Below are 19,603 nucleotides of genomic sequence, written 5' to 3' on the forward strand. Positions count from 1 at the left end.
CTTCAGCTCAGCTCGCGCACGCGCTCGATCATTTCGGCGCCGAACGAGATGTAGGCCTGCGCGCCCCGCGAAGCGCGGTCGTAGACCACGCCGGGCATGCCGTAGCTGGGCGCTTCGGCCAGGCGCACGTTGCGCGGCACGACGGTCTTGAAGACCTTGTCGCCGAAGTGCGATTCGAGTTGCGCCGACACCTGCTGCTGCAGCGTCATGCGGGGGTCGAACATCACGCGCAGCAGGCCGATGACACGCAGGTCGTCGTTGATATTGCGGTGCACGCGCTTGATGGTGTTGACCAGGTCGGACAGGCCTTCGAGCGCGAAGTACTCGCACTGCATCGGAATGATGACGCCATGCGCCGCGGCCAATCCATTCAGCGTCAGCAACGACAGCGTCGGCGGGCAATCGATCAGCACGAAATCGTACTGTCCGCCGACGGTGTCGATGGCGGCCTTGAGCTGGCGCTCGCGCTCGTCCATCTGCACCAGGTCGATCTCGGCGCCGGACAGTTCGCGGTTGGCGGGCAACACGTCGTAGCCGCCCGACTCCGAACGCACGCGGGCCTGTTCGATGGTGGCTTCGCCGATCAGCACCTGGTACAGGTTGGACTCGAGCGAATTCTTGTCGATGCCGCTGCCCATGGTGGCGTTGCCTTGGGGATCCAGGTCCACCAGCAGCACGCGTTGCTTGTGCGTGGCCAGCCCGGCCGCCAGGTTGATGGCGGTCGTCGTCTTGCCGACACCGCCCTTCTGGTTGGCGATGCAGAAAACGCGGGCGGTCGAGCTGGGGGGTAGGTTCTTCATAGGGTTCCTTGACTGCGGCGCATCCAGATCAGGCAGCGTTCCGCTTGCAGCTCCGGCACCTGGAGCGGCTGTATGTGGTCGACTTGCCATTCCCCACGCGCGTGCAGCGCCTGGATTTCATCATCCGGGACCTTGCCCTTCATGGCGACGAGGGTACCATCGTTGTCCACATGTCTGCCTGCGAGCATCGCAAAATCCTCCAAGGATGCGAATGCCCGCGACGTCACAATGTTGCAACCGGCGGGTTCCAGCGTCTCGATGCGCGCATGACGCGCCTGCAGATTGGGCAGCGCCAGGGCGCCGCTCATCTGTCGGACGAATGCGGTTTTCTTTTCAACGGCGTCGATGCAGGTCACCGACCATTCGGGCCGCATGACGGCCAGGACCACGCCGGGCAAGCCGCCGCCCGATCCGACGTCGTAGATCTTTGCCGGCGTGCCGGGCGCACCCAGCGCTTCGCTGAACGGCCCCACGGCGGCCAGGCTGTCGAACAGGTGCTGCACCAGCATCTGTTGCGGATCGCGGATGGCGGTCAGGTTATAGGTGCGGTTCCAGCGCTGCATTTGCGCCAAGTAGTTCAGCAGCTTGGCGGCCGCGGCGGCGTCGGCCTGCAGCCCGAGCTGCCCGAAGGCATGGGACAGGCGGCCGGCCATGTCCGCGCCGGCCGGGTTGGCGTGGGCGCTCATGCGGCTTGCTTGCGCGAGCCGTAGTGCAGGCGCTTCAGGTGGATGAGCAGCAGCGAGATCGCCGCCGGTGTCACGCCCGAGATGCGGCCGGCCTGGCCGATGGTCTCGGGACGGTGCGTCTTGAGCTTCTGGCGCACCTCGAACGACAGGCTGGTGACGGCGTCGTAATCGACGTCCGCCGGAATCGGCTGTTGCTCGTGGGCAATCTGCTTTTGGACTTCGTCCTGCTGGCGGGCGATGTAGCCGGCGTATTTCACCTGGATCTCGACCTGTTCGGCCAGCACCTCATCGGCGGCCACACCCGGGCCCGCCAGTAGCGTACCGTCGGTATTGCGGGCGGCCATCAAGGCTTCATAGGAAACATTGGGCCGTTTCAGCAGGTCCGCTAGTGAGTACTCACGTTCAATTGCCTTGCCCAGCAGCGGCTCGGCCACTTCCTGCGGCAACACGCGGGGATTGACCCACGACGATTTCAAGCGTTCGACTTCAGCCGCGACGGCGTCGCGCTTGCGGTTGAAAGCATCCCAGCGGGCATCGTCGACGATGCCGAGCTGGCGGCCGATTTCGGTCAGGCGCAGATCGGCATTGTCTTCACGCAGGCTCAGGCGATATTCGGCGCGCGAGGTGAACATGCGGTACGGTTCGGTCACGCCACGCGTGACCAGGTCGTCCACCAGCACGCCCAGGTAGGCTTCGTCGCGACGCGGCGTCCACTGCTCGCGGTCCAGTGCCGACAAGGCGGCGTTGACTCCGGCGAGCAAGCCTTGGGCGGCGGCTTCTTCGTAGCCGGTCGTGCCGTTGATCTGGCCGGCGAAATACAGGCCGGCAATCGCCTTGGTTTCCAGGGTGCTCTTCAATCCACGTGGATCGAAGTAGTCGTACTCGATGGCGTAGCCGGGACGCAGGATGTGCGCGTTCTCCAGGCCGGGCAAGGAATGGATCAGCGCGAGCTGCACGTCGAATGGCAGGCTGGTGGAGACGCCGTTGGGATAGACCTCGTGCGTGTCCAGGCCTTCCGGTTCCAGGAAGACCTGGTGCGATTCCTTGTCCGCAAAGCGATGGATCTTGTCTTCGATCGACGGGCAGTAGCGCGGGCCGACGCCTTCGATCACGCCGCTGTACATCGGGGAACGATCCAGGCCGCCGCGGATGATGTCATGGGTCCGAGCATTGGTATGCGTGATCCAGCACGGCAGTTGCCGGGGATGCATGGCCACACTACCCATGTACGAAAACACCGGAATCGGATCCAGGTCACCGGGCTGTTCTTCCAGAATGCCGTAGTTGATGCTGCGACCGTCGATGCGCGGCGGCGTGCCGGTCTTCAAGCGACCTTGCGGCAACTGCAATTCCTTCAAGCGCTGGCCCAGCGAAATCGCGGGCGGATCACCGGCTCGGCCGCCCGAATAGTTCTGCAGGCCCACATGGATCAAGCCATTCAGGAACGTACCGGCTGTCAGCACCACCGTCTTTGCCCGGAACTTCAATCCGACCTGGGTCACGGCGCCAACCACGCGATCGCCCTCCACCATCAGGTCTTCCACCGCTTGCTGGAACAACCAGAGGTTCGGCTGGTTTTCCAGGCGGCCACGGATGGCCTTGCGGTACAGCACCCGGTCGGCCTGGGCGCGGGTAGCGCGCACAGCCGGCCCCTTCGAGCCGTTCAAGATACGGAATTGAATCCCCGCCTCGTCCGTCGCCAGCGCCATGGCGCCGCCTAGGGCATCGACTTCTTTGACGAGATGGCCCTTGCCGATCCCACCGATGGAGGGATTGCAGGACATTTGGCCTAGGGTCTCGATGTTGTGGGTCAGCAGCAGCGTCTGGGCACCAGTACGCGCCGCAGCCAGCGCCGCTTCGGTACCGGCGTGACCGCCACCGACGACGATGACATCGAATTCGCGGGGATAATCCATGATGGGGAGATAAGAGAGCGTTCGGTGCTCATTATAGAGGCAGGGTGGGCATGTTTCACGTGAAACATGGTTGGACTGGGCAAAGCCAACCGCGAAGGGACTGGGTTTTGCAAATTGGCAACGCGCCTAAGGCTGACGGCGTTTGAATATGTCGGCATTTGCCGGTGTTTCGGTTCGATGTTTCACGTGAAACACCACTCCTGCAGGAGCAGGCTATGCCTCGCATAAAGGGTGAATAGAAGATTCGCGTGCAGTGTCCAATACAGTTCACCTTTCCGGTCATACCTCTAGGAACTCACTCTGAGGTCCGTCTACGGTCGAACTCACCAGTCGTCTCGATGCCGTGGTGATGTTTCACGTGGAACATTGCATGCCCCACATCTGCAAACACGCGTGCAAAAGCTCCCTCACCGCGGCCCTTTCATCGGCACATCGTATCGACCTGCCATGTCTTCGGCCTTACTGTTTCACGTGGAACATCGAGCTCCGCAGCTGGAACGCTACTATGAGGCGGGCTGTCGTCCCTTTCCTGGAGTCACCGACGCCCGTTCTTTGCATCTACGCGCCGCACAACATGCGGAGAGCATGGGGCAAACCTCCATCTTTTCTACTGTGTGTCGCATCTATAGAAAGCCAAATTATGCTTTCCGTCTGCGGGTGTTCCACGTGAAACATCAAAGCCACTTGCCTAGTGCGCCCTCGAACAACGGCATCGCCTGCCCAGCCGGTCGACCGGCGACTTCCGACGCCTGCAGATGGATGCGTCGATATCCACGGATGACAGCCTGACTTCGGTTTCACGTGAAACCAAATCAGCAAAAAAAGTGATTTACTAGCCCTTACCCTACCCCTACCCCGCGAAAACAGAATTTTTCCGTTTCACGTGAAGTCCTTTCCCGGCGGCAAGTGTAGGAGCATCAAGCCATGCCTTCCCAAACCTGCCCCGTCGACTATCAAATGAATGTCACCCGTCATTCAGCTGAAACATAGAAGTCCTAGGACCAACTTGTCACACCGGCTCGATAATACTTACGGGGCACCGGGCAGCGACAAAGTGTATGGCACGCTTCGCAGCGGCATCAGAAACAAACACTCGAGGCGAAGAGATTCTGTCGCCGCGATCAATGCGTGTTTGCGTCGCCGAAATCCATATCGAGTAGATCGTCGCGAACTCAATGCAGAAAAAAGCGATGCCGGCGGAGTCCCAGGCTCTCATACGGCGACTTATCCACCAAGCCATCCACATCAGCGCGGCGGTTTCACGTGGAACAACTCTGGGGATAAGTCGCCTGCAAAGTCGGCGGAAAGATGCGGAAGGGGCGCCATGCGACTGCGCACTCTTGCGTTGGAGAACAAATACCCAGAATCGGGAAAACGCACAAATCCGCAATGAAAGCGAGGAAAACCGCGCTTCAGGCATCGCCCTTCCGTTCCCACAAGACCTGGCTTCGCCTACCAGATCCAAACCATGTGCGACATGCGCATTCCGGTGGACAAAAATGTGGATAAGCTTCGACTATCGATCCGATAAGCAAGCCTCGCAGCCAGGTCACGACATTCCAGATCGGCCGGCCCAGGCAGTCAAACCTGCCCACCTCTCGACCGCAAGCGCGGGAACTTCGATTCTCTGCGCCAGTCCAACCGCCGCGCCTGACCATCACCTTGTCCACAGACTCTTACGTGTCGGTCGGCCACCGCCCTTTGTGCATAACTCCCAAAGCCAATGGATGGGCGGACAATCATCTTGCTCCTCGCCGGTCCTTTGCGCCATCATCCTTTCGGCCGAGGCACGGACGCCCGCGGGCAATGCGGACCGCAGGTTGTGGAAAAGTCGCTTGCCGATTCGCGCCGTGAACTTCCTTCACATGAAGTCCGCCGCGGTCCTTCAAGACGCACGGCAATCCAGTGTCCATGACATCAGACGTCGCGCGGCGGGCGCCTTCCTCCTTCGGCAAAGAGCCGCTATCCCCATTTCTATCCACAGGTTGAACGCTCACCTTTTGGCTAATCCAGGCATCATTCTGTGCATAACCGGGATGGGGATATCTTTGTGAACAACCGTGCCTGGAAACGGCAAAAATGCCGTTCCTGGTGAAAAGCCGTCTCGTCGGGCTGCAGGAGAATGGCCGGCGGCGGCATTGAAAAAAAGGCGTAAATGCCTGGTTTTCCTGGGGAAATGCGTTATTTCCCCCTGCATGCCCTTGGGGAAAGAGTGCTGCCAGCCCGCGGCCGATGGCCGTGGGACAACACCATGGATTCAACCCAAAAATGTGCAAAACCATTATTCCGAACGCGCCGTTGCTTCATTACTGCGCAACGAATTGCTCATGCCCGAAAATAATTATCCACAAACTTATCCAAAGGCCGAGAATATGTTAGTGATTACTAACTGTCTCTATGCAGCGCGTGAGAATGCGCCGCGGCCCCAAAGAAACAACGCCCCAGACCGCGAGGTTCTGGGGCGTTGTAGCCAGGCCTGGCCTGGCACACGGGAAATTGGGATTTCCCGATTTAGAGCGGGCGAATTTCGGCCGCTTGAGGTCCTTTCGGACCATCCTTGACTTCGAATTCGACTTCCTGGCCTTCGTTCAGGCTGCGATAGCCGCGGCCCTGGATGGCGGAAAAGTGTGCGAAAACATCGGTACCGCCGGCGTCCGGCGTAATGAAACCGTAACCCTTGTCAGCGTTGAACCACTTAACTTTGCCCTTCTGAGCCATTTTCCTAGCGTCCTGTAATTAACGAGATGCAATGAATCAAGGACGCCGTGAGAACTGAACGACCGGTAGGGATACCTGCGTTGCTGCTGCGTTCTCGCTTGCCGCAAAAGCGGCAGACAAGTCCGCGCGCTGCTTGAATCAACTGCGGAAACCAGCATACTCATCCAGCATTACAGACTCATATAGTTGTTTTCCCCAATGTCGTATTTTTCTGACTGGAACCCAATACCGCTACGCGGAATTTGCGTTGCGACGCGCCAGGAACGCGTACATCGGGCCGGTGACCAGCACGACGAACACCATGCGGGTCACATGGAACGCAGTCACCACGGGCACGCCCAGCTGCAGCACCTTGGCAGTGATGGCCATCTCGGCGATTCCCCCCGGCGTGGTGCCCAGGATGAGCGTCGGTATCGGCGCCGCCGACCATAGCGACAACAAGGCGCCCAGGCCGAACGCCAAGGCCAGCGCCACCACGGTGAAAGCCGCCACCACCGCGATGAAGCGCGGCGCGGCACGAAAGAAGTCCGGCCGATAACGATCACCCAGCGACCAACCGATAAGCAACTGGCCGACCTTCGGCACGTAATCGGGCAAGGCGGAAAGCTCGATGCCGCATGCAGTCAGAGTCATCGCCGCCAGCATCGGTCCCAATACCCAGGGATTGGGCCAGCGCAGTTTCATGAAGCACAGGCCACCCACGCAGGTCAGCGCAACCAGCGCGGCCAGCCCGCCAGCGTGCACCGTACGCGGACCCGGCACCGTCGGATCCAGGCCGGCCACGCCCCACCACTGGAAGATGAACGGCACGGTCACCACCACCAGCAGCACGCGCACACTGTGCGCGGTCGCCACGCGGTCGATACGGGCACCGTGGCGTTCGGCCAGGCTGGCCATTTCGCTGGCGCCGCCGATAGCCGAAGCAAACCACGCGGTCTTGAAATCGACGTCGGTATAGCGCCGCAACAGCGCGGTGCCGATGAATGCCAGCCCCAATGCGAACAGCATGCCCACGACGATGGGACCGGCATTGGCGCCGATATGGCCGATCACCTGCGGCGTGAAATACAGGCCCAGCGAAGTGCCGATCACCCATTGGCCGGCATTGCGCGCCGGCCGCGGGCACACCGTTGCCCCGCCCGCGATCCGCACCGCCGCGGTAAGCAGCAACGCGCCCAGCATCCACGGCAGCGGCAGATGCGCCCACACCGCCAGCAACGCGCCGGCCAGTGCGATCGCCAAACCACCCGCCACCCTCCACAACATGTTCCGAACCACGATACCGCCCACGCCATAAGCTCATGAGAATCCCGAATTATGAGTTAGTGGGATACTTACGAAAACTCTTGCGCACACCCAGCGTTCCTTTTCGCGTCCACCATGATCCGATCCAAACTTCCCGACGTCGGCACCACCATCTTCACCGTCATGAGCCGCCTGGCCATCGAGCACAAGGCCATCAACCTGGGCCAGGGCTTTCCGGACTTCGATCCCGATCCCGCGCTCTGCGCGCTGGTCAGCAAGGCCATGGCCGACGGCCACAACCAGTACCCTTACATGCCCGGCGTGGCGCCGCTGCGCGAGGCCATCGCCGCCAAGACGCAGTCGCTGTACGGCCGCGCCTACGATCCCGAAACCGAGATCACCGTCACCAGCGGCGCCACCGAAGCGCTGATGGCCACCGTGCTGGCCGCGGTCGGCAGCGGCGACGAAGTGGTCGTCATCGAGCCCTGCTATGACTCCTACCTGCCGGCCATCCGCCTTGCCGGCGGCACCGCGGTGCCGGTGCCGCTGCGCGCGCCCACCTCGGACGATCCGTACTACCGCATCGATTGGCAACGCGTGCGCGACGCCATCACTTCCAAGACCCGCCTGCTGATGCTGAACTTCCCGCACAACCCCACCGGGGCGGTGCTGGACGACAGCGACCTGGACGCGCTCGAAGCCATCGTGCGCGACACCGGCGTGCTGCTGGTGTCGGACGAGGTCTACGAACACATCGTGTTCGACGGCAAGCCGCATGCGAGCATTGCGCGCCGTCCGCTGCTGGCTGAACACGCTTTCGTGATCTCGTCGTTCGGCAAGACCTACCACACCACCGGCTGGAAAATCGGCTATTGCTGCGCGCCGCGCCAGCTCAGCGCGGAGCTGCGCAAGGTGCACCAGTTCATGGTGTTCACCGTGCCGTCGCCGATGCAGTTCGCGCTGGCCGAGTTCATGCGCGATCCCAAGCCCTACCTGGATTTGCCAGCCTTCTACCAGGCCAAGCGCGATCGCCTCTCGCAAGGCCTGGCCAAGACGCGCTTCAAGCCGCTGCCCAGCCCGGGCACGTTCTTCCTGTTGGCGGACTACAGCGAGATATCCAAACAGAACGAAGCGGACTTCGCGCGCGATCTGACAGTGCGGCATGGCGTGACGGTGATCCCGGTTTCCGCCTTCTATCAACGGCCCGACGCCGCCGATTCCAACCACCGCATCGTGCGCTTCTGCTTCGCCAAGAAAGACGCGACGCTGGACGCGGCGCTGGAGCGCTTGGCGCAAGTCTGACGCCACGCGACACACGCCGACTGGAAACGCCCCGCCTGAACTGACCCCCGAAAGTTGGACGCAATCCAACCTTCGGGGGTTTTTCGCATGGCGAAGTACGAAGAGCAATTCAAGATCAAGGTGGTGCAGGCATACCTGCAAGGCACAGGCGGCTTCAAATCGGTGGGGCGCCGACACGATGTGCCGTACTCCATGGTTCGGCGGTGGGTCGAGAGCTTTCGAGCGCATGGCGTTGATGGGTTGCGCAGGCAATCTGGCTCGTACAGTGCGGCCTTCAAACAATCGGTGCTGATCAAGATCCGGCGCGAAGGTCTATCGGACACGCAGGCGGCGGTGTTGCTGGGGATTCGTCATACAGGGCACATTACGAAATGGCGCGCCCAGTATGATGCTGGGGGTATAGAGGCGCTGGCGCGCAAGCGCCCAGGAGCAAGCATGCCGCATAAGTACCCCCCAGAGCCGGTGTCCAAGGACATGACCAAGGAAGAACTCGAGCAAGAACTGGCGTATCTGCGCGCGGAGAACGATTACCTAAAAAAAATGAAGGCCTTGATCGAAGCGGAGAAGACCCGGGCGCTGGTTGGAAAGCGCAAGTGGTCCAAGGATTAAGGCCCAAGCATCCGCTGGCGCTATTGCTACGCGCAGCCAAGCTGTCGCGCAGCACGTTTTATTACCACCTGAAGTCGTTCAGAGCCGTGGACCCGTACACCGAGCTCAAGCAGCGCATCAGCGCGGTCTACGCCCGTCACAAGGGCCGCTACGGCTACCGCCGGATTACGGCGGTCTTGCGCCAGGCCGGCGAGCTAGTGAACCACAAGACCGTGCAGAAGCTGATGCAGGCGCTAGGCTTGAAGTCGCTGGTGCGCGCCAAGAAGTACCGGTCCTACCGAGGCCAATCGCACCACGTGGCGGCCAACGTGTTGGCGCGCGACTTCGAGGCGGCGCGTCCGAACCAAAAGTGGGTCACCGATGTGACCGAGTTCAACGTACGTGGCGAGAAGCTGTACCTGTCGCCGGTGATGGACCTGTACAACGGCGAGATCGTGGCCTACGAGACCAGCCGCCGGCCGGTGTTCAAGCTCGTGGGCAGCATGCTGAAGAAGGCGCTGGCGCGGCTGCTGCCGACGGAGCGTCCAGTGCTGCACTCCGATCAGGGCTGGCAGTACCAGCAGCAGAACTACAGGCGGATGCTGGCAGATAGATCGGTGACGCAAAGCATGTCACGCAAGGGAAACTGCCTGGACAATGCCGCCATGGAAAGCTTCTTCGGCACGCTCAAGGCCGAGTTCTTCCACCTGAACCGCTTCGAAAGCATCGACCAGTTGCAGACCGGTATCCGGCAATACATTTGTTACTACAATCACGATCGCATCAAGCTCAAGCTAAAAGGCCTGAGCCCGGTGCAATACCGAGTCCAGGCCTTCGGGCTTTAGCCGACCGTCCAACTTCTGGGGGTCAGTTCAGCCCGGGGCGTTTTTCTTTTCATCTGCTCCGCATGTCGCCCATGAAAAAAAGGAGCGCCGCGTCGCTCCCTTGCAATGACCGGTGCCTCGGTCGCAGCTGGCCGGCCTTCGCGGACAGGCCGGCGCGCGGATCCATCACACCGGTTCGGCGACTGCCTTCCTGGCCTTGCGCATACGGCGCAGGAGCTGCGGGACAATCACCACGGCGATGGCCGCGGTCCACAAGGCGATCGCGACCGGGCTGGCGAACAGCACCGACACATTGCCGTCGGTCATCGACAAGGCGCGGCGCAGGTTCTGTTCCATCATGTCGCCCAGCACCACGCCGAGCACCAGCGGCGCCATCGGCACGCCGAACTTGCGCAGGAAATAGCCCAACGTGCCGATGCCTGCCACCAGCAGCAGATCGAAGGTGCCCGCGTTGATCGCATACACGCCGATGTAGCTGATGCACAGGATGCCCGGCACCATCAGCCAGCCCGGTACCGACAGCACTTTCGAGAACAGGCGCACCATCGGCACGTTCATCACGAACAGCAGCACGTTGGCCACGAACAGCGAAGCGATCAGGCCCCACACCAGCTCCGGCTTGGAGTCGAACAGCACTGGACCCGGCGTGATGTTGTAGAGCGTCAGCGCCCCCATCATCACCGCGGTGGTGCCCGAGCCCGGCACGCCCAGCGTCAGCATGGGCACGAACGAACCGATGGCCGACGAGGTGGCGGCGGCTTCGGGCGCCACCAGGCCGCGCATGTCGCCCTTGCCGAACTTGGCATCCGGGTCCTTGGCTTCGATGATGCGCTTTTCCTGCGAGTACGCCACGGCCGCGGCCACGCTGGCGCCGGCGCCCGGCAACACGCCGACACCGAAGCCCACCAATGCGCTGCGCACCACGCTCCACCAGGTGAACGCCAGCTCCTTCAAATTGAACAGCTTGCGGCCGCTGGGTTTGACCTCGACGCTGTGGCCCGCCATCACCTTCTCGAGCATTTCCAGCATCTCGCTGACCGCGAACAAGGCGATGACCACGACCACGAAATCGATGCCATCGGCCAGGTGCACGGAGTCGAAGGTATAGCGGTATACGCCCGAGTTCGCATCCACGCCGATGACCGAGATCGACAGGCCGATCATTGCCGCCAGCACGCCCTTGATGGGTTGCTTGCCGAGCAGGCTGGTGAGGCAGCAGAAGGCGAAGATCATCAGCACGAAATACTCGGCCGGACCGAACGCCAATGCCCATTTGGCCAGCAGCGGCGCCAGCAGGATGATGCCCACCACCGACACGATCGCGCCGAAGAAGGCGGACCACGCCGACAGCGACAACGCGACGTTGGCCAGGCCCTGGCGCGCCAATGGATAACCGTCCAGCGTCGTCATGATGGCGCTTGCCTCGCCCGGCACGTTGAGCAGGATCGAGGTGATGCGGCCGCCGTATTCCGCGCCCACGTACACCGCCGCCAGCAGGATCAGCGCGGTCTCGGGCGGCAGGTTCATGGCGAAGGCAATCGGGATCAGCATTGCCACGCCGTTGATCGGCCCCAGGCCCGGCAGCACGCCCACCATGGTGCCGAAGAACGAGCCGATCGCGGCCACCAGAATGTTGGTCCACGAGAACGCCACGCCAAAGCCGATCGACAGATGATCGAGGATTCCGCTCATATCAGGTTCTCCAGCAGCCCGCCGGGCAGGACCACGTCCAGCACCTTGTCGAACAGCACGTAGAAGAAAGCGCTCATGACGATGCCGCCAATCGCGCACTTGACCCAGCCGCCGCCGAACAGGCGGCCGACGAAGACCGTCATCAACGCGGTGGCGATGATGAAACCCAGCCACTGGAACAGGAACGCATACGCGGCGGCGAACACCACCATCAACGCGATGCGGCCGTTGGCGCCGGCGGGGTTCGGCTCGACCGCGTTGCCGCCCTTGTAGGCCAGGCGCAGACCGCACAGGCCGATGATCAGCGCCAGCAGCAACGGGAAGGCGCGCGGGCCCACCGGTTCATAGGCGAACGGCGCTTCGATGCCCCACCCCGCCCAGGTCATGAAGGCCGCCAGCGCAAGCGCCGCGATGCCCAGGATTCGATCGTTCATGATCAGCTTTCCGTTGGTAGAAGGACCGCGCGGCGCAAGCCCGCCCCGGCCTCCGGCTGGGAGCCGGCGGCGCAAGGTGCGCGTTAACCCGCGCGCGGTCGGTAGGCAAGCCTTGCGGCTTATTTCTTGACCAGGCCGAAAGAGTCGGCCAGTTCGGCGTATTGCTTGACCTGCTGCTTCACGTAGGCATCGAGGTCGGCGCCGGTCTTGTTGAAGGGGAACAGTCCCTGCTGTTCGCGCAGCTTGGCGAACTCGGGCGCCGCGGCGACGCGATTGAAGGCGTTGACCCAGAACTGGTAGTCGGCATCGGACACCTTGGGACCGACGTAGAAGCCGCGGATGATGGGCCAGACGATGTCGTAGCCCTGCTCTTTCGCGGTGGGCACCGTGCCCAGCTTGCCCGGCAGGCGCTGGTCGTTGAAGACCGCCAGCACGCGGATGGGAGCGCCGCCTTCGAGCATGGTGAAGGCCTCGGCGGCATCACCCATGTAGGCCTGGATATGGCCACCGCGCAGCGCGGTCACGGCCTCGCCGCCGCCTTCGAAGGCAACGAAGCGCATCTTCTTGAAATCGACGCCGGCCGCCTTGGCGGTCAGCGCGGCTTTCATCCAGTCCTGGCTGCCGACGGTGCCGCCGGCGCCCAGCACGATCTTGGTCGGGTCCTGCTTGAAGGCTTCCATCAGGCCCTTCAGGTCGGTGTACGGCGAATCGTTGCGCACCACGGCCACACCGTAGTCGGTGCCGATGGCCGCCAGCCAGCGCACGTCGTCGACGTTGTACTTGCCGAACTTGCCTTGCGCCAGGTTCAGCAGCGAACCGCCCGAGAACGCCACGATGGTGCCGGGCTCGTTGGGGTGTTGGGCGACGATGTTGTTGTAGGCCACCGCGCCGATGCCGCCCGGCATGTAGACGATGCGCATGGCGCTCTTGAGCGCCCCGCTCTGCTTCAGGCCCTCGGTGGCCAGGCGGCAGGTCAGGTCGAAGCCGCCGCCGGGTTGGGCCGGCGCGATGCATTCCGGCCGGCGCGGTTCGTCGGCGGCGTGGGCGGTGCCCAGGGACAGGGTGATCGCGCCGAGCGCCGCGACGGCGGCCAGGCGCAGCTTGAGGCTGGTCTGCATTCTTGCGTCTCCGAATTTATAGGTCTAGTCAGGGCTGGCGATCGAGGCGGTCTGTCGCCTGATCGGACTCCAGCGGATGCAACCGTACAAAATCGAAGCTTTCCAGAACCTTTCAAAAATCGCCATTTTCCTGGTGCGGCGCAACATACGGGGCCGTTTCCAGGGAAAACACCAGCGCCGCGCGCAGGCCGGCCAACGGCGTCCGGTTCTCCAGCACCAGGCGGGCGCCCAGCAATCCGGCGATGGTATCGACGATGGCCAGCCCCAATCCCGCGCCGGGCTTGTTCTTGCCGGCCGCGCCCCGGCGGAACCGGATGCCGGCGCGGGCAATGTCCTCGGCCGACATGCCCGGGCCGCTGTCCTCCACCGCCAGGCTGGCCTGACCGGCTTGGCGGCGCACCACCACGGTCACCACGCCACCCGGGGCGGTGTAGCGGATGGCGTTGTCGACCAGGTTGCTGGCGGCCTCGCGCAGCAGCCAGTCCACGCCCTGCACCACCAGCGGGTCGTCGCCGGCATCGAGCCCGATGTCGATCTGGCGGGCCCGGGCGGTCGGCAACAGGGTCCGGATGACCCCGTGGGCCAGCGCGGCCAGATCCACCGGTTCGGCCGCCAGGCCGCCTTCGGCCAGCGAGGCGTCTTTAGCACGCGCCAGGGCCAGCATCTGGTTGGTGGTGCGTACCGCCCTGTCCAACCCCTCCTGCATCGCCAGAAGGGCTGTACGGACCTCCTGGGGGCATGTTTCACGCAGGGCGTAGGCGGTCTGGGTCCGTAGAACCGACAGCGGCGTGCGCAATTGGTGCGAGGCGTCGTCCAGGAACTGGCTCTGGACCCTCGCCTGGGCCGCGTAGCGGGCCATGTGGAGGTTTACGGCGGCGACCAGGGGTAGGACCTCCCCTGGCATCTCGGACGCGCTGACGGGGCTTAAATCGTCCGCGGAGCGCCTTTCCACTTCCTGGCGCAGGCGCTCCAGGGGGCGCAGGGCCATGAAAACCCCCAGGACGATCACCAGCACGCTGATCAGGATCACGGCCAGGTCGCGTTCGACCGAACGCACCAGCACCTGGTGCAGGAAGGCTTGGCGGCTTTCCAGCCCTTCGGCGACCTGGACGATAACCCGTCCCCCTTTGTTTGCGTACAGCGGCGGATCCATGGCCCGCGCCAGCGCGGCCACGCGTACGGGAGCCCCCTGGTAGGTGGCGTAGAAGAACTGCGGTTCGCCCGAAACCAGCGGCTGGGCCGGCATCGGCAGCCCGGGATGGCCGATCTCGGCCAGGCCGTCCTCGGTGGCCACGCGGTAGAACACGCTGCCATTGGCCGTCAGCTCGAAAAATTCCAGCATCAGGTACGGCTGCTCCATGGCTAATCCACCGCTGGCTGTGGATATGTTGTGGTCGATCGCGCGCAGCGCGCCGGCAAGCGAACGGTCGTAGGCAATGTCGACCTGGTTGCGCAGCTGGTGGTTGGACAGCCACAGGGCGCCCATCATCACCAGCACCAGGGTCGGGATCAACCACCAGAGCAACTGCGTTTTCAGGGTGCGATTGCGGTTTTTTTTCCTGGAAACCGGGGTTTTTTCCGGAAAACTAGTTGTCAACAGCGTTCTCCAGGCAGTAGCCCATGCCCCGCATGGTGGTGATCTGCACGCCGGTTTCCGCCAATTTCTTGCGCAGGCGGTGCACCAGCACCTCGATGGCTTCGAGGTTGATGTCGGCATCGTCGGTCACGATGCGGTCGAGGATCTGCTGCTTGTTGATGGGTTCGCCGCTTTTCTGGATCAACACCCGCAGTACGGCGTGTTCACGTGGGGATAACTGCAAAGCCTGTCCCGAGACCGTGAATTTTTGCCCAGAAGTCTCGAAAACCAGGTTTCCCAGGGTGAGTCGCGGGTGTTCACGACCACGGCTGCGACGCACCAGTGCGATCAGGCGCGCTTCCAACTCTTCCACAACAAACGGTTTCGGCAGGAAATCGTCCGCGCCTTCGTGAAGTGTCCCGATTTTTTCGGCCAATGAATCGCGCGCGGTCAGGACCAGCACCGGCGTGCGGTCGTCCCGCGCGCGGATCTTCGCCAGCAAGGTATGGCCATCCATGCCGGGAAGTCCCAAGTCGAGGATGACCGCATCGAATTCTTCGACGGCCAACCTTCTTTCGGCGACCAATCCGTCGTCAGCCCATTCGACAACGAAGCCCGCATGTCGGGCCAGGCTTCTGGACAGCCAGCGGGCAAGTTCCGCTTCGTCTTCTATCAGGAGGATGCGCATGGACGGAGTCCGGGGGGGCGTGGCTGGGAGATAGGAGAAAGCATGTTTGTCTTTTCCCTGTATTTCTCTTTATATAAAGACTAATGATTAATAAGGCCTGTGGATAACTACCTTAACCTTGGAAACCCGTTTTTTTTCATCGACTTGCGGGCGTTTTTGGCTGTGCAAGAACTCTGTGTGGAAAAAGAGCCGAAGTTGGACAAGATTTCGGACCTCGTCCAAAACCCCTGCTTGTTCAACTCGCCTCCACACAATGTGCACAACCTGCCGCCTTAGGAGTTATCCACAGCCCTCTTCTGCCAAACCGGGTCGGGCAGCGGCACTTTTACCCCGAAAAAACGCTAGTTGCCTACCCTGGTTTTCGCCTCTTTGCAGGCCTGTAAAGGCCCCTGGAGGCGTTGCCGGAATTGGCCATGTGAGGGGTGGCGTCCCGCCGGGGTTGACGTCCGGCTGAACAAAAAGTGAGCAGGTTTCCGCCGTAGAATCCGCCCATGGCAAGACAACTCAGAATCAAGAAACCGGCCTGGGCAACCTGGCTGAGAGGCCGTTTGCTGGCCGACAATCTTCCTGCGACGCTGTGCGCGGCAGCCCTGATGGGACTGGCCGGCGCGCTGGCAACGGTGATCTTTCGGGAACTGCTGGGCTGGATCCAGATGCTGCTGGGCGGGGTCGATTCGCCGCATGGCATGGTGTCGCTGGCGCGCGGCATGTCGTCCTGGGAACGGCTGCTGCTGCCGGCGGCCGGCGGCGCGATCGCCGGGTTGATCCTGCAGGTGGCCGCTCGCCGGCTGCCGCCGCGCGGGGCCGCCGACTATATGGAGGCCATTGCCATCGGCCGCGGCGTGATCGGCTTTCGCCAGACCGTGGCGCGTAGCATTTCTTCTTTGTTTTCAATCGGTTCCGGGGCTTCGATTGGCCGCGAAGGGCCGATGGTGCAGTTGGCGGCGATGTTCTCGTCGTTGTCGGGCCGCTACCTGGTGCTGCCGCCGCGGCATCTGCGGCTGCTGGTGGCGTGCGGCGCCACCGCCGGGATCACGGCCGCCTATAACGCGCCGATTGCCGGCGCGCTGTTCATTTCCGAGATCGTCTATGGCGCCATAGCGTCGGCCACCCTGGTGCCGCTGGTGGTGTCATCGGTGGTCGCCAACATCGTGACGCGCCAGATCCTGCACTACGACGCGGTGTTCCATATGCCGCCGTTCGATTTCGTGTCGGGCTGGGAAGTGACCAATTACCTGGGGCTGGGCCTCATCGCAGGGATTGTGGCGCCGCAATTCCTGCGGTTCCTGGATGCATCGAAGGCCCTGTTTCGTCGGCTGACGCTGCCGTTGTGGGCCAAGATGGCGCTCGGCGGACTGGTGGTGGGCGCCCTGTCGGTGTTCAAGCCCGAGGTCTGGGGCAACGGCTACAGCGTGGTCAACAGCATGCTGCATACCGACGAATGGGCCTGGCAGGCGGTGGCGGCGATCCTGCTGTTCAAGATCGTGGCCACCGGCGCCAGCGTCGGTTCCGGCGCGATCGGCGGGGTATTCACGCCGACGCTGTTCGTGGGGGCTGCCGTCGGCGCCCTGTATGGTTCCGGCTTGCATGCGCTGTTTCCCGCCGGCGACCTGTCCGCGGTATCGAGCTACGCGGTGGTGGGCATGGGGGCGTTGCTGGCGGCCACGACCTACGCGCCGCTGATGTCGATATTGATGATTTTCGAGATGACGTTGAGCTATGAGGTGATGTTGCCGTTGATGCTGGCGTGCATCACGGGTTTTGTCATTGCGCAGCGCATCCGGCCGGATTCGGTGTACGCGAAATCGCTGGCGAGCAATCGCATTGCGCGCGAGACGTTGACAGCGGCGCCGGCGATTCCGACGAATAGGCCGCGGGGTTCTTGATCTGAAATTTTAGCCAAAAATCCCTTGAAAATAGGGGTAAGCAAAAGCTCATATTTTTCCCGAGGTGTTTTTCAATAGCGTGCCGATTGGTGTTCCTTTAAGGAAGCTGGCTTGCCTGGCTGTCACTGAAATCGAAAAGTGAGCTATTGCTCATTTATTGTGAATCGGTCAATCCAGGTTTTTCGTCATGAACACGCGCTTCAGGCCGATCTCTTCGGCGCGATGCGTCTCGACATAACCATAGCGCTGGTAGATGGCGATGTTCTCGCTCATCGCTTCCTGCGTGTACAGCCGGATGCGCGGATAGCCCGCCTGCCGCGCGATGGTTTCCGCCCATTGCATCAGTTCGCGGCCATAGCCGCGTCCTTGCGCGCCAGGCGACACCGCCACATTGTCGAGCAACAGGCAATCCGCTTCGCGCACCAGGACCAGCACGGCCTGGATACCGGTGTCGTCCTCCAGCACCTGCGCCTGTCCCTGCGCGATGCGCACGCGGTAATCGTCGCGCATCGGTCCCGGCGTGGCGCCGATGCGCGCCACGTAATGACGGTAGGCGTCGTGGACGATACGTTCGACCGCCGCCAGGTCATCGACCGTCGCCAGGCGGATCCGGTGAGGTGTGCTGGCGGGAGCGGCCATGAGCGCTACTTCCCGATGCAGAAGCTCGAGAAGATCTCGCCCAACAAATCATCGCTGGTGAACTTCCCGGTGATGCTCGACAGGCTGTCATGCGCCAGCCGCAGTTCCTCGGCGAACAGGTCCAGCACGCGGTCGTCCTGTTCGGCGTGTTCCGCGGCCAGCGCCAGGTGATCGGCGGCATCCTGCAGCGCGTGCAGGTGCCGTTCGCGCGCCAGCCAGGGCGACTCGGCGCCGGGATTCCAGCCGGCGATGCGTAGCAGCTCGGCGCGCAGCGCGTCCAGGCCCGCGCCGCGCTTGGCCGAGATGCCGAGTTCGCCGGGGCCGGCCGCAAAGGCTGTGGATAACAGGTCCACCTTGTTGAAAACCTTCAGCACTGGCGTGCGCGGCGGCAGGCGAGCGGTGATCTGCGCGTCCAGTTCGTCGCCGGGCTGCGTGGCGTCCTGCAGGTGCAGGATGACGTCGGCGCGCTCGATTTCCTGCCAGCTGCGGGCGATGCCGATGCTCTCCACGGTGTCCTCGGTTTCGCGCAGGCCGGCGGTGTCGACGATGTGCAGCGGCACGCCGTCGATATGGATCTGCTGCACCACTTTGTCGCGCGTGGTGCCGGCGATCGGTGTGACGATGGCGACGTCGTCGCCGGCCAGCGCGTTCAGCAGGCTGGACTTGCCGACGTTGGGCTGGCCGGCCAGCACCACATGCAGGCCTTCGCGCAGGATCACGCCCTGACGCGCCTGGGCGATGAGATGACCGAGGTCGCCGGCCAGCTTTTCCAGCGTGGGGCGCGCCTGGTATTTCTCGAGGAAGTCGATTTCCTCTTCGGGGAAATCGAGCGTGGCCTCGACCAGCATGCGCAGGTGAATGATGCGGTCGGACAGGTCGTTGACGCGCGCCGAGAAGTCGCCCGACAGCGAGGCCATGGCGCCGCGCGCGGCCGCCACCGAAGAGGCTTCGATCAGGTCGGCGACCGCTTCGGCCTGCGCCAGATCCATGCGGTCATTGAGGAACGCGCGGCGGGTGAACTCACCCGGTTCGGCCAGGCGCAGGCCCAGGTCGCGGCCCGCCGCCAGGCAGCTGTCGAGCACGCGGCGCAGGACCGCGGGTCCGCCGTGGCCCTGCAGTTCCAGCACGTCTTCGCCGGTGTAGGAATGCGGCCCCTTGAAGTACAGCGCGATGCCTTCGTCGAGCAGTTCGCCGTCGACCGCCTTGAACGGCAGATAGTGCGCGTGACGCGGCGTGAGTTCGCGCTGGAACAGGCGACGCACCAATTCGGACAGGTCCGCACCAGAAACGCGCACGACACCGATGCCACCTCTTCCGGGGGCGGTGGCAATGGCGGCAATGGGGGCATGGACGGACATATCGGGGACAACGCGAGGCAAGGACAATAGGGGAATATAACTGTTGCGCGGGGCCTTGTTTGCTGGTTAAGGTGCGCCAGAGGTTTAAAACCCGAAACAACCCTGGGAGATC

General features: G+C 62.9%; 15 protein-coding genes. 3 read left to right on the plus strand and 12 right to left on the minus strand.

From position 1 onward, the window contains the following. Positions 1–2: 2 nt before the first annotated feature. From ACVN9Z_RS06985 to ACVN9Z_RS07005, 5 genes are all read right to left on the minus strand, one after another. Positions 3–800: a ParA family protein gene (locus ACVN9Z_RS06985; RefSeq protein WP_020925790.1), complete on the minus strand. Its 798-nt coding sequence runs from the start codon at positions 798–800 to the stop codon at positions 3–5. Then, positions 797–1,486 carry a 16S rRNA (guanine(527)-N(7))-methyltransferase RsmG gene (gene rsmG, locus ACVN9Z_RS06990; RefSeq protein ID WP_054449007.1) on the minus strand — a complete coding sequence of 230 codons (690 nt, stop codon included), beginning with the start codon at positions 1,484–1,486 and terminating at the stop codon, positions 797–799. Before rsmG ends, ACVN9Z_RS06985 begins: the two co-directional genes overlap by 4 nt. Further along, positions 1,483–3,402 (minus strand): tRNA uridine-5-carboxymethylaminomethyl(34) synthesis enzyme MnmG, encoded by a 1,920-nt coding sequence (gene mnmG, locus ACVN9Z_RS06995; protein ID WP_006389562.1) that lies wholly within the window; start codon positions 3,400–3,402, stop codon positions 1,483–1,485. Before mnmG ends, rsmG begins: the two co-directional genes overlap by 4 nt. Before the next feature lie 2,511 nt (positions 3,403–5,913). Further along, the gene (locus tag ACVN9Z_RS07000) at positions 5,914–6,120 is read right to left on the minus strand and encodes a cold-shock protein (protein ID WP_006389561.1); all 207 of its coding nucleotides are present in this window, start codon (positions 6,118–6,120) and stop codon (positions 5,914–5,916) included. A gap of 231 nt (positions 6,121–6,351) precedes the next feature. Beyond that, positions 6,352–7,386 (minus strand): AbrB family transcriptional regulator, encoded by a 1,035-nt coding sequence (locus tag ACVN9Z_RS07005; RefSeq protein ID WP_035184325.1) that lies wholly within the window; start codon positions 7,384–7,386, stop codon positions 6,352–6,354. Positions 7,387–7,500: 114 nt separating this feature from the next. Here ACVN9Z_RS07005 and ACVN9Z_RS07010 point away from each other — a divergent pair, with 114 nt between their 5' ends. Both ACVN9Z_RS07010 and ACVN9Z_RS07015 read left to right on the plus strand, forming a co-directional pair. Then, on the plus strand, positions 7,501–8,667 hold the full coding sequence (locus tag ACVN9Z_RS07010; RefSeq protein WP_006389559.1) for a pyridoxal phosphate-dependent aminotransferase: 1,167 nt from the start codon (positions 7,501–7,503) through the stop codon (positions 8,665–8,667). Between the two features lie 87 nt (positions 8,668–8,754). Beyond that, positions 8,755–10,100, plus strand: a protein-coding gene (locus ACVN9Z_RS07015; protein WP_458212536.1) for an IS3 family transposase whose coding sequence is annotated in 2 segments (ribosomal slippage) — positions 8,755–9,219 and positions 9,222–10,100 — 1,344 coding nt in all. Because the reading frame shifts where the segments join, the coding sequence is not laid out codon by codon here. Positions 10,101–10,265: 165 nt separating this feature from the next. On the opposite strand, the gene ACVN9Z_RS07020 is transcribed toward ACVN9Z_RS07015, so the two are convergent. The 5 genes from ACVN9Z_RS07020 to ACVN9Z_RS07040 all read right to left on the minus strand — a co-directional run bounded on the left by ACVN9Z_RS07020 (position 10,266) and on the right by ACVN9Z_RS07040 (position 15,608). After that, positions 10,266–11,792 (minus strand): tripartite tricarboxylate transporter permease, encoded by a 1,527-nt coding sequence (locus tag ACVN9Z_RS07020; RefSeq protein ID WP_006389558.1) that lies wholly within the window; start codon positions 11,790–11,792, stop codon positions 10,266–10,268. Next, entirely contained in the window at positions 11,789–12,226 is a 438-nt protein-coding gene (locus ACVN9Z_RS07025) for a tripartite tricarboxylate transporter TctB family protein (RefSeq protein WP_006389557.1), read from the minus strand. The genes ACVN9Z_RS07020 and ACVN9Z_RS07025 overlap by 4 nt, the downstream gene beginning before the upstream one ends. A gap of 119 nt (positions 12,227–12,345) precedes the next feature. Further along, on the minus strand, positions 12,346–13,344 hold the full coding sequence (locus ACVN9Z_RS07030; protein ID WP_006389556.1) for a Bug family tripartite tricarboxylate transporter substrate binding protein: 999 nt from the start codon (positions 13,342–13,344) through the stop codon (positions 12,346–12,348). A gap of 112 nt (positions 13,345–13,456) precedes the next feature. Further along, complete coding sequence (locus ACVN9Z_RS07035) at positions 13,457–14,833, minus strand: sensor histidine kinase (protein ID WP_047992496.1); 1,377 nt, start codon at positions 14,831–14,833, stop codon at positions 13,457–13,459. A gap of 97 nt (positions 14,834–14,930) precedes the next feature. Continuing rightward, positions 14,931–15,608, minus strand: a complete 678-nt coding sequence (locus tag ACVN9Z_RS07040; RefSeq protein ID WP_006389554.1) for a response regulator — start codon at positions 15,606–15,608, stop codon at positions 14,931–14,933. A gap of 491 nt (positions 15,609–16,099) precedes the next feature. Here ACVN9Z_RS07040 and ACVN9Z_RS07045 point away from each other — a divergent pair, with 491 nt between their 5' ends. After that, positions 16,100–17,494, plus strand: coding sequence for a ClcB-like voltage-gated chloride channel protein (locus ACVN9Z_RS07045; RefSeq protein WP_054441308.1), 1,395 nt, complete (start codon positions 16,100–16,102; stop codon positions 17,492–17,494). A gap of 168 nt (positions 17,495–17,662) precedes the next feature. Here ACVN9Z_RS07045 and ACVN9Z_RS07050 read toward each other — a convergent pair whose 3' ends face one another. Further along, positions 17,663–18,133 (minus strand): GNAT family N-acetyltransferase, encoded by a 471-nt coding sequence (locus ACVN9Z_RS07050; protein ID WP_054441305.1) that lies wholly within the window; start codon positions 18,131–18,133, stop codon positions 17,663–17,665. A 5-nt stretch (positions 18,134–18,138) separates the two neighbouring features. Continuing rightward, on the minus strand, positions 18,139–19,491 hold the full coding sequence (gene mnmE, locus ACVN9Z_RS07055) for a tRNA uridine-5-carboxymethylaminomethyl(34) synthesis GTPase MnmE (protein WP_006389550.1): 1,353 nt from the start codon (positions 19,489–19,491) through the stop codon (positions 18,139–18,141). Between the last annotated feature and the right edge of the window lie 112 nt (positions 19,492–19,603).

Source organism: Achromobacter sp. KK8 (assembly GCF_054188005.1).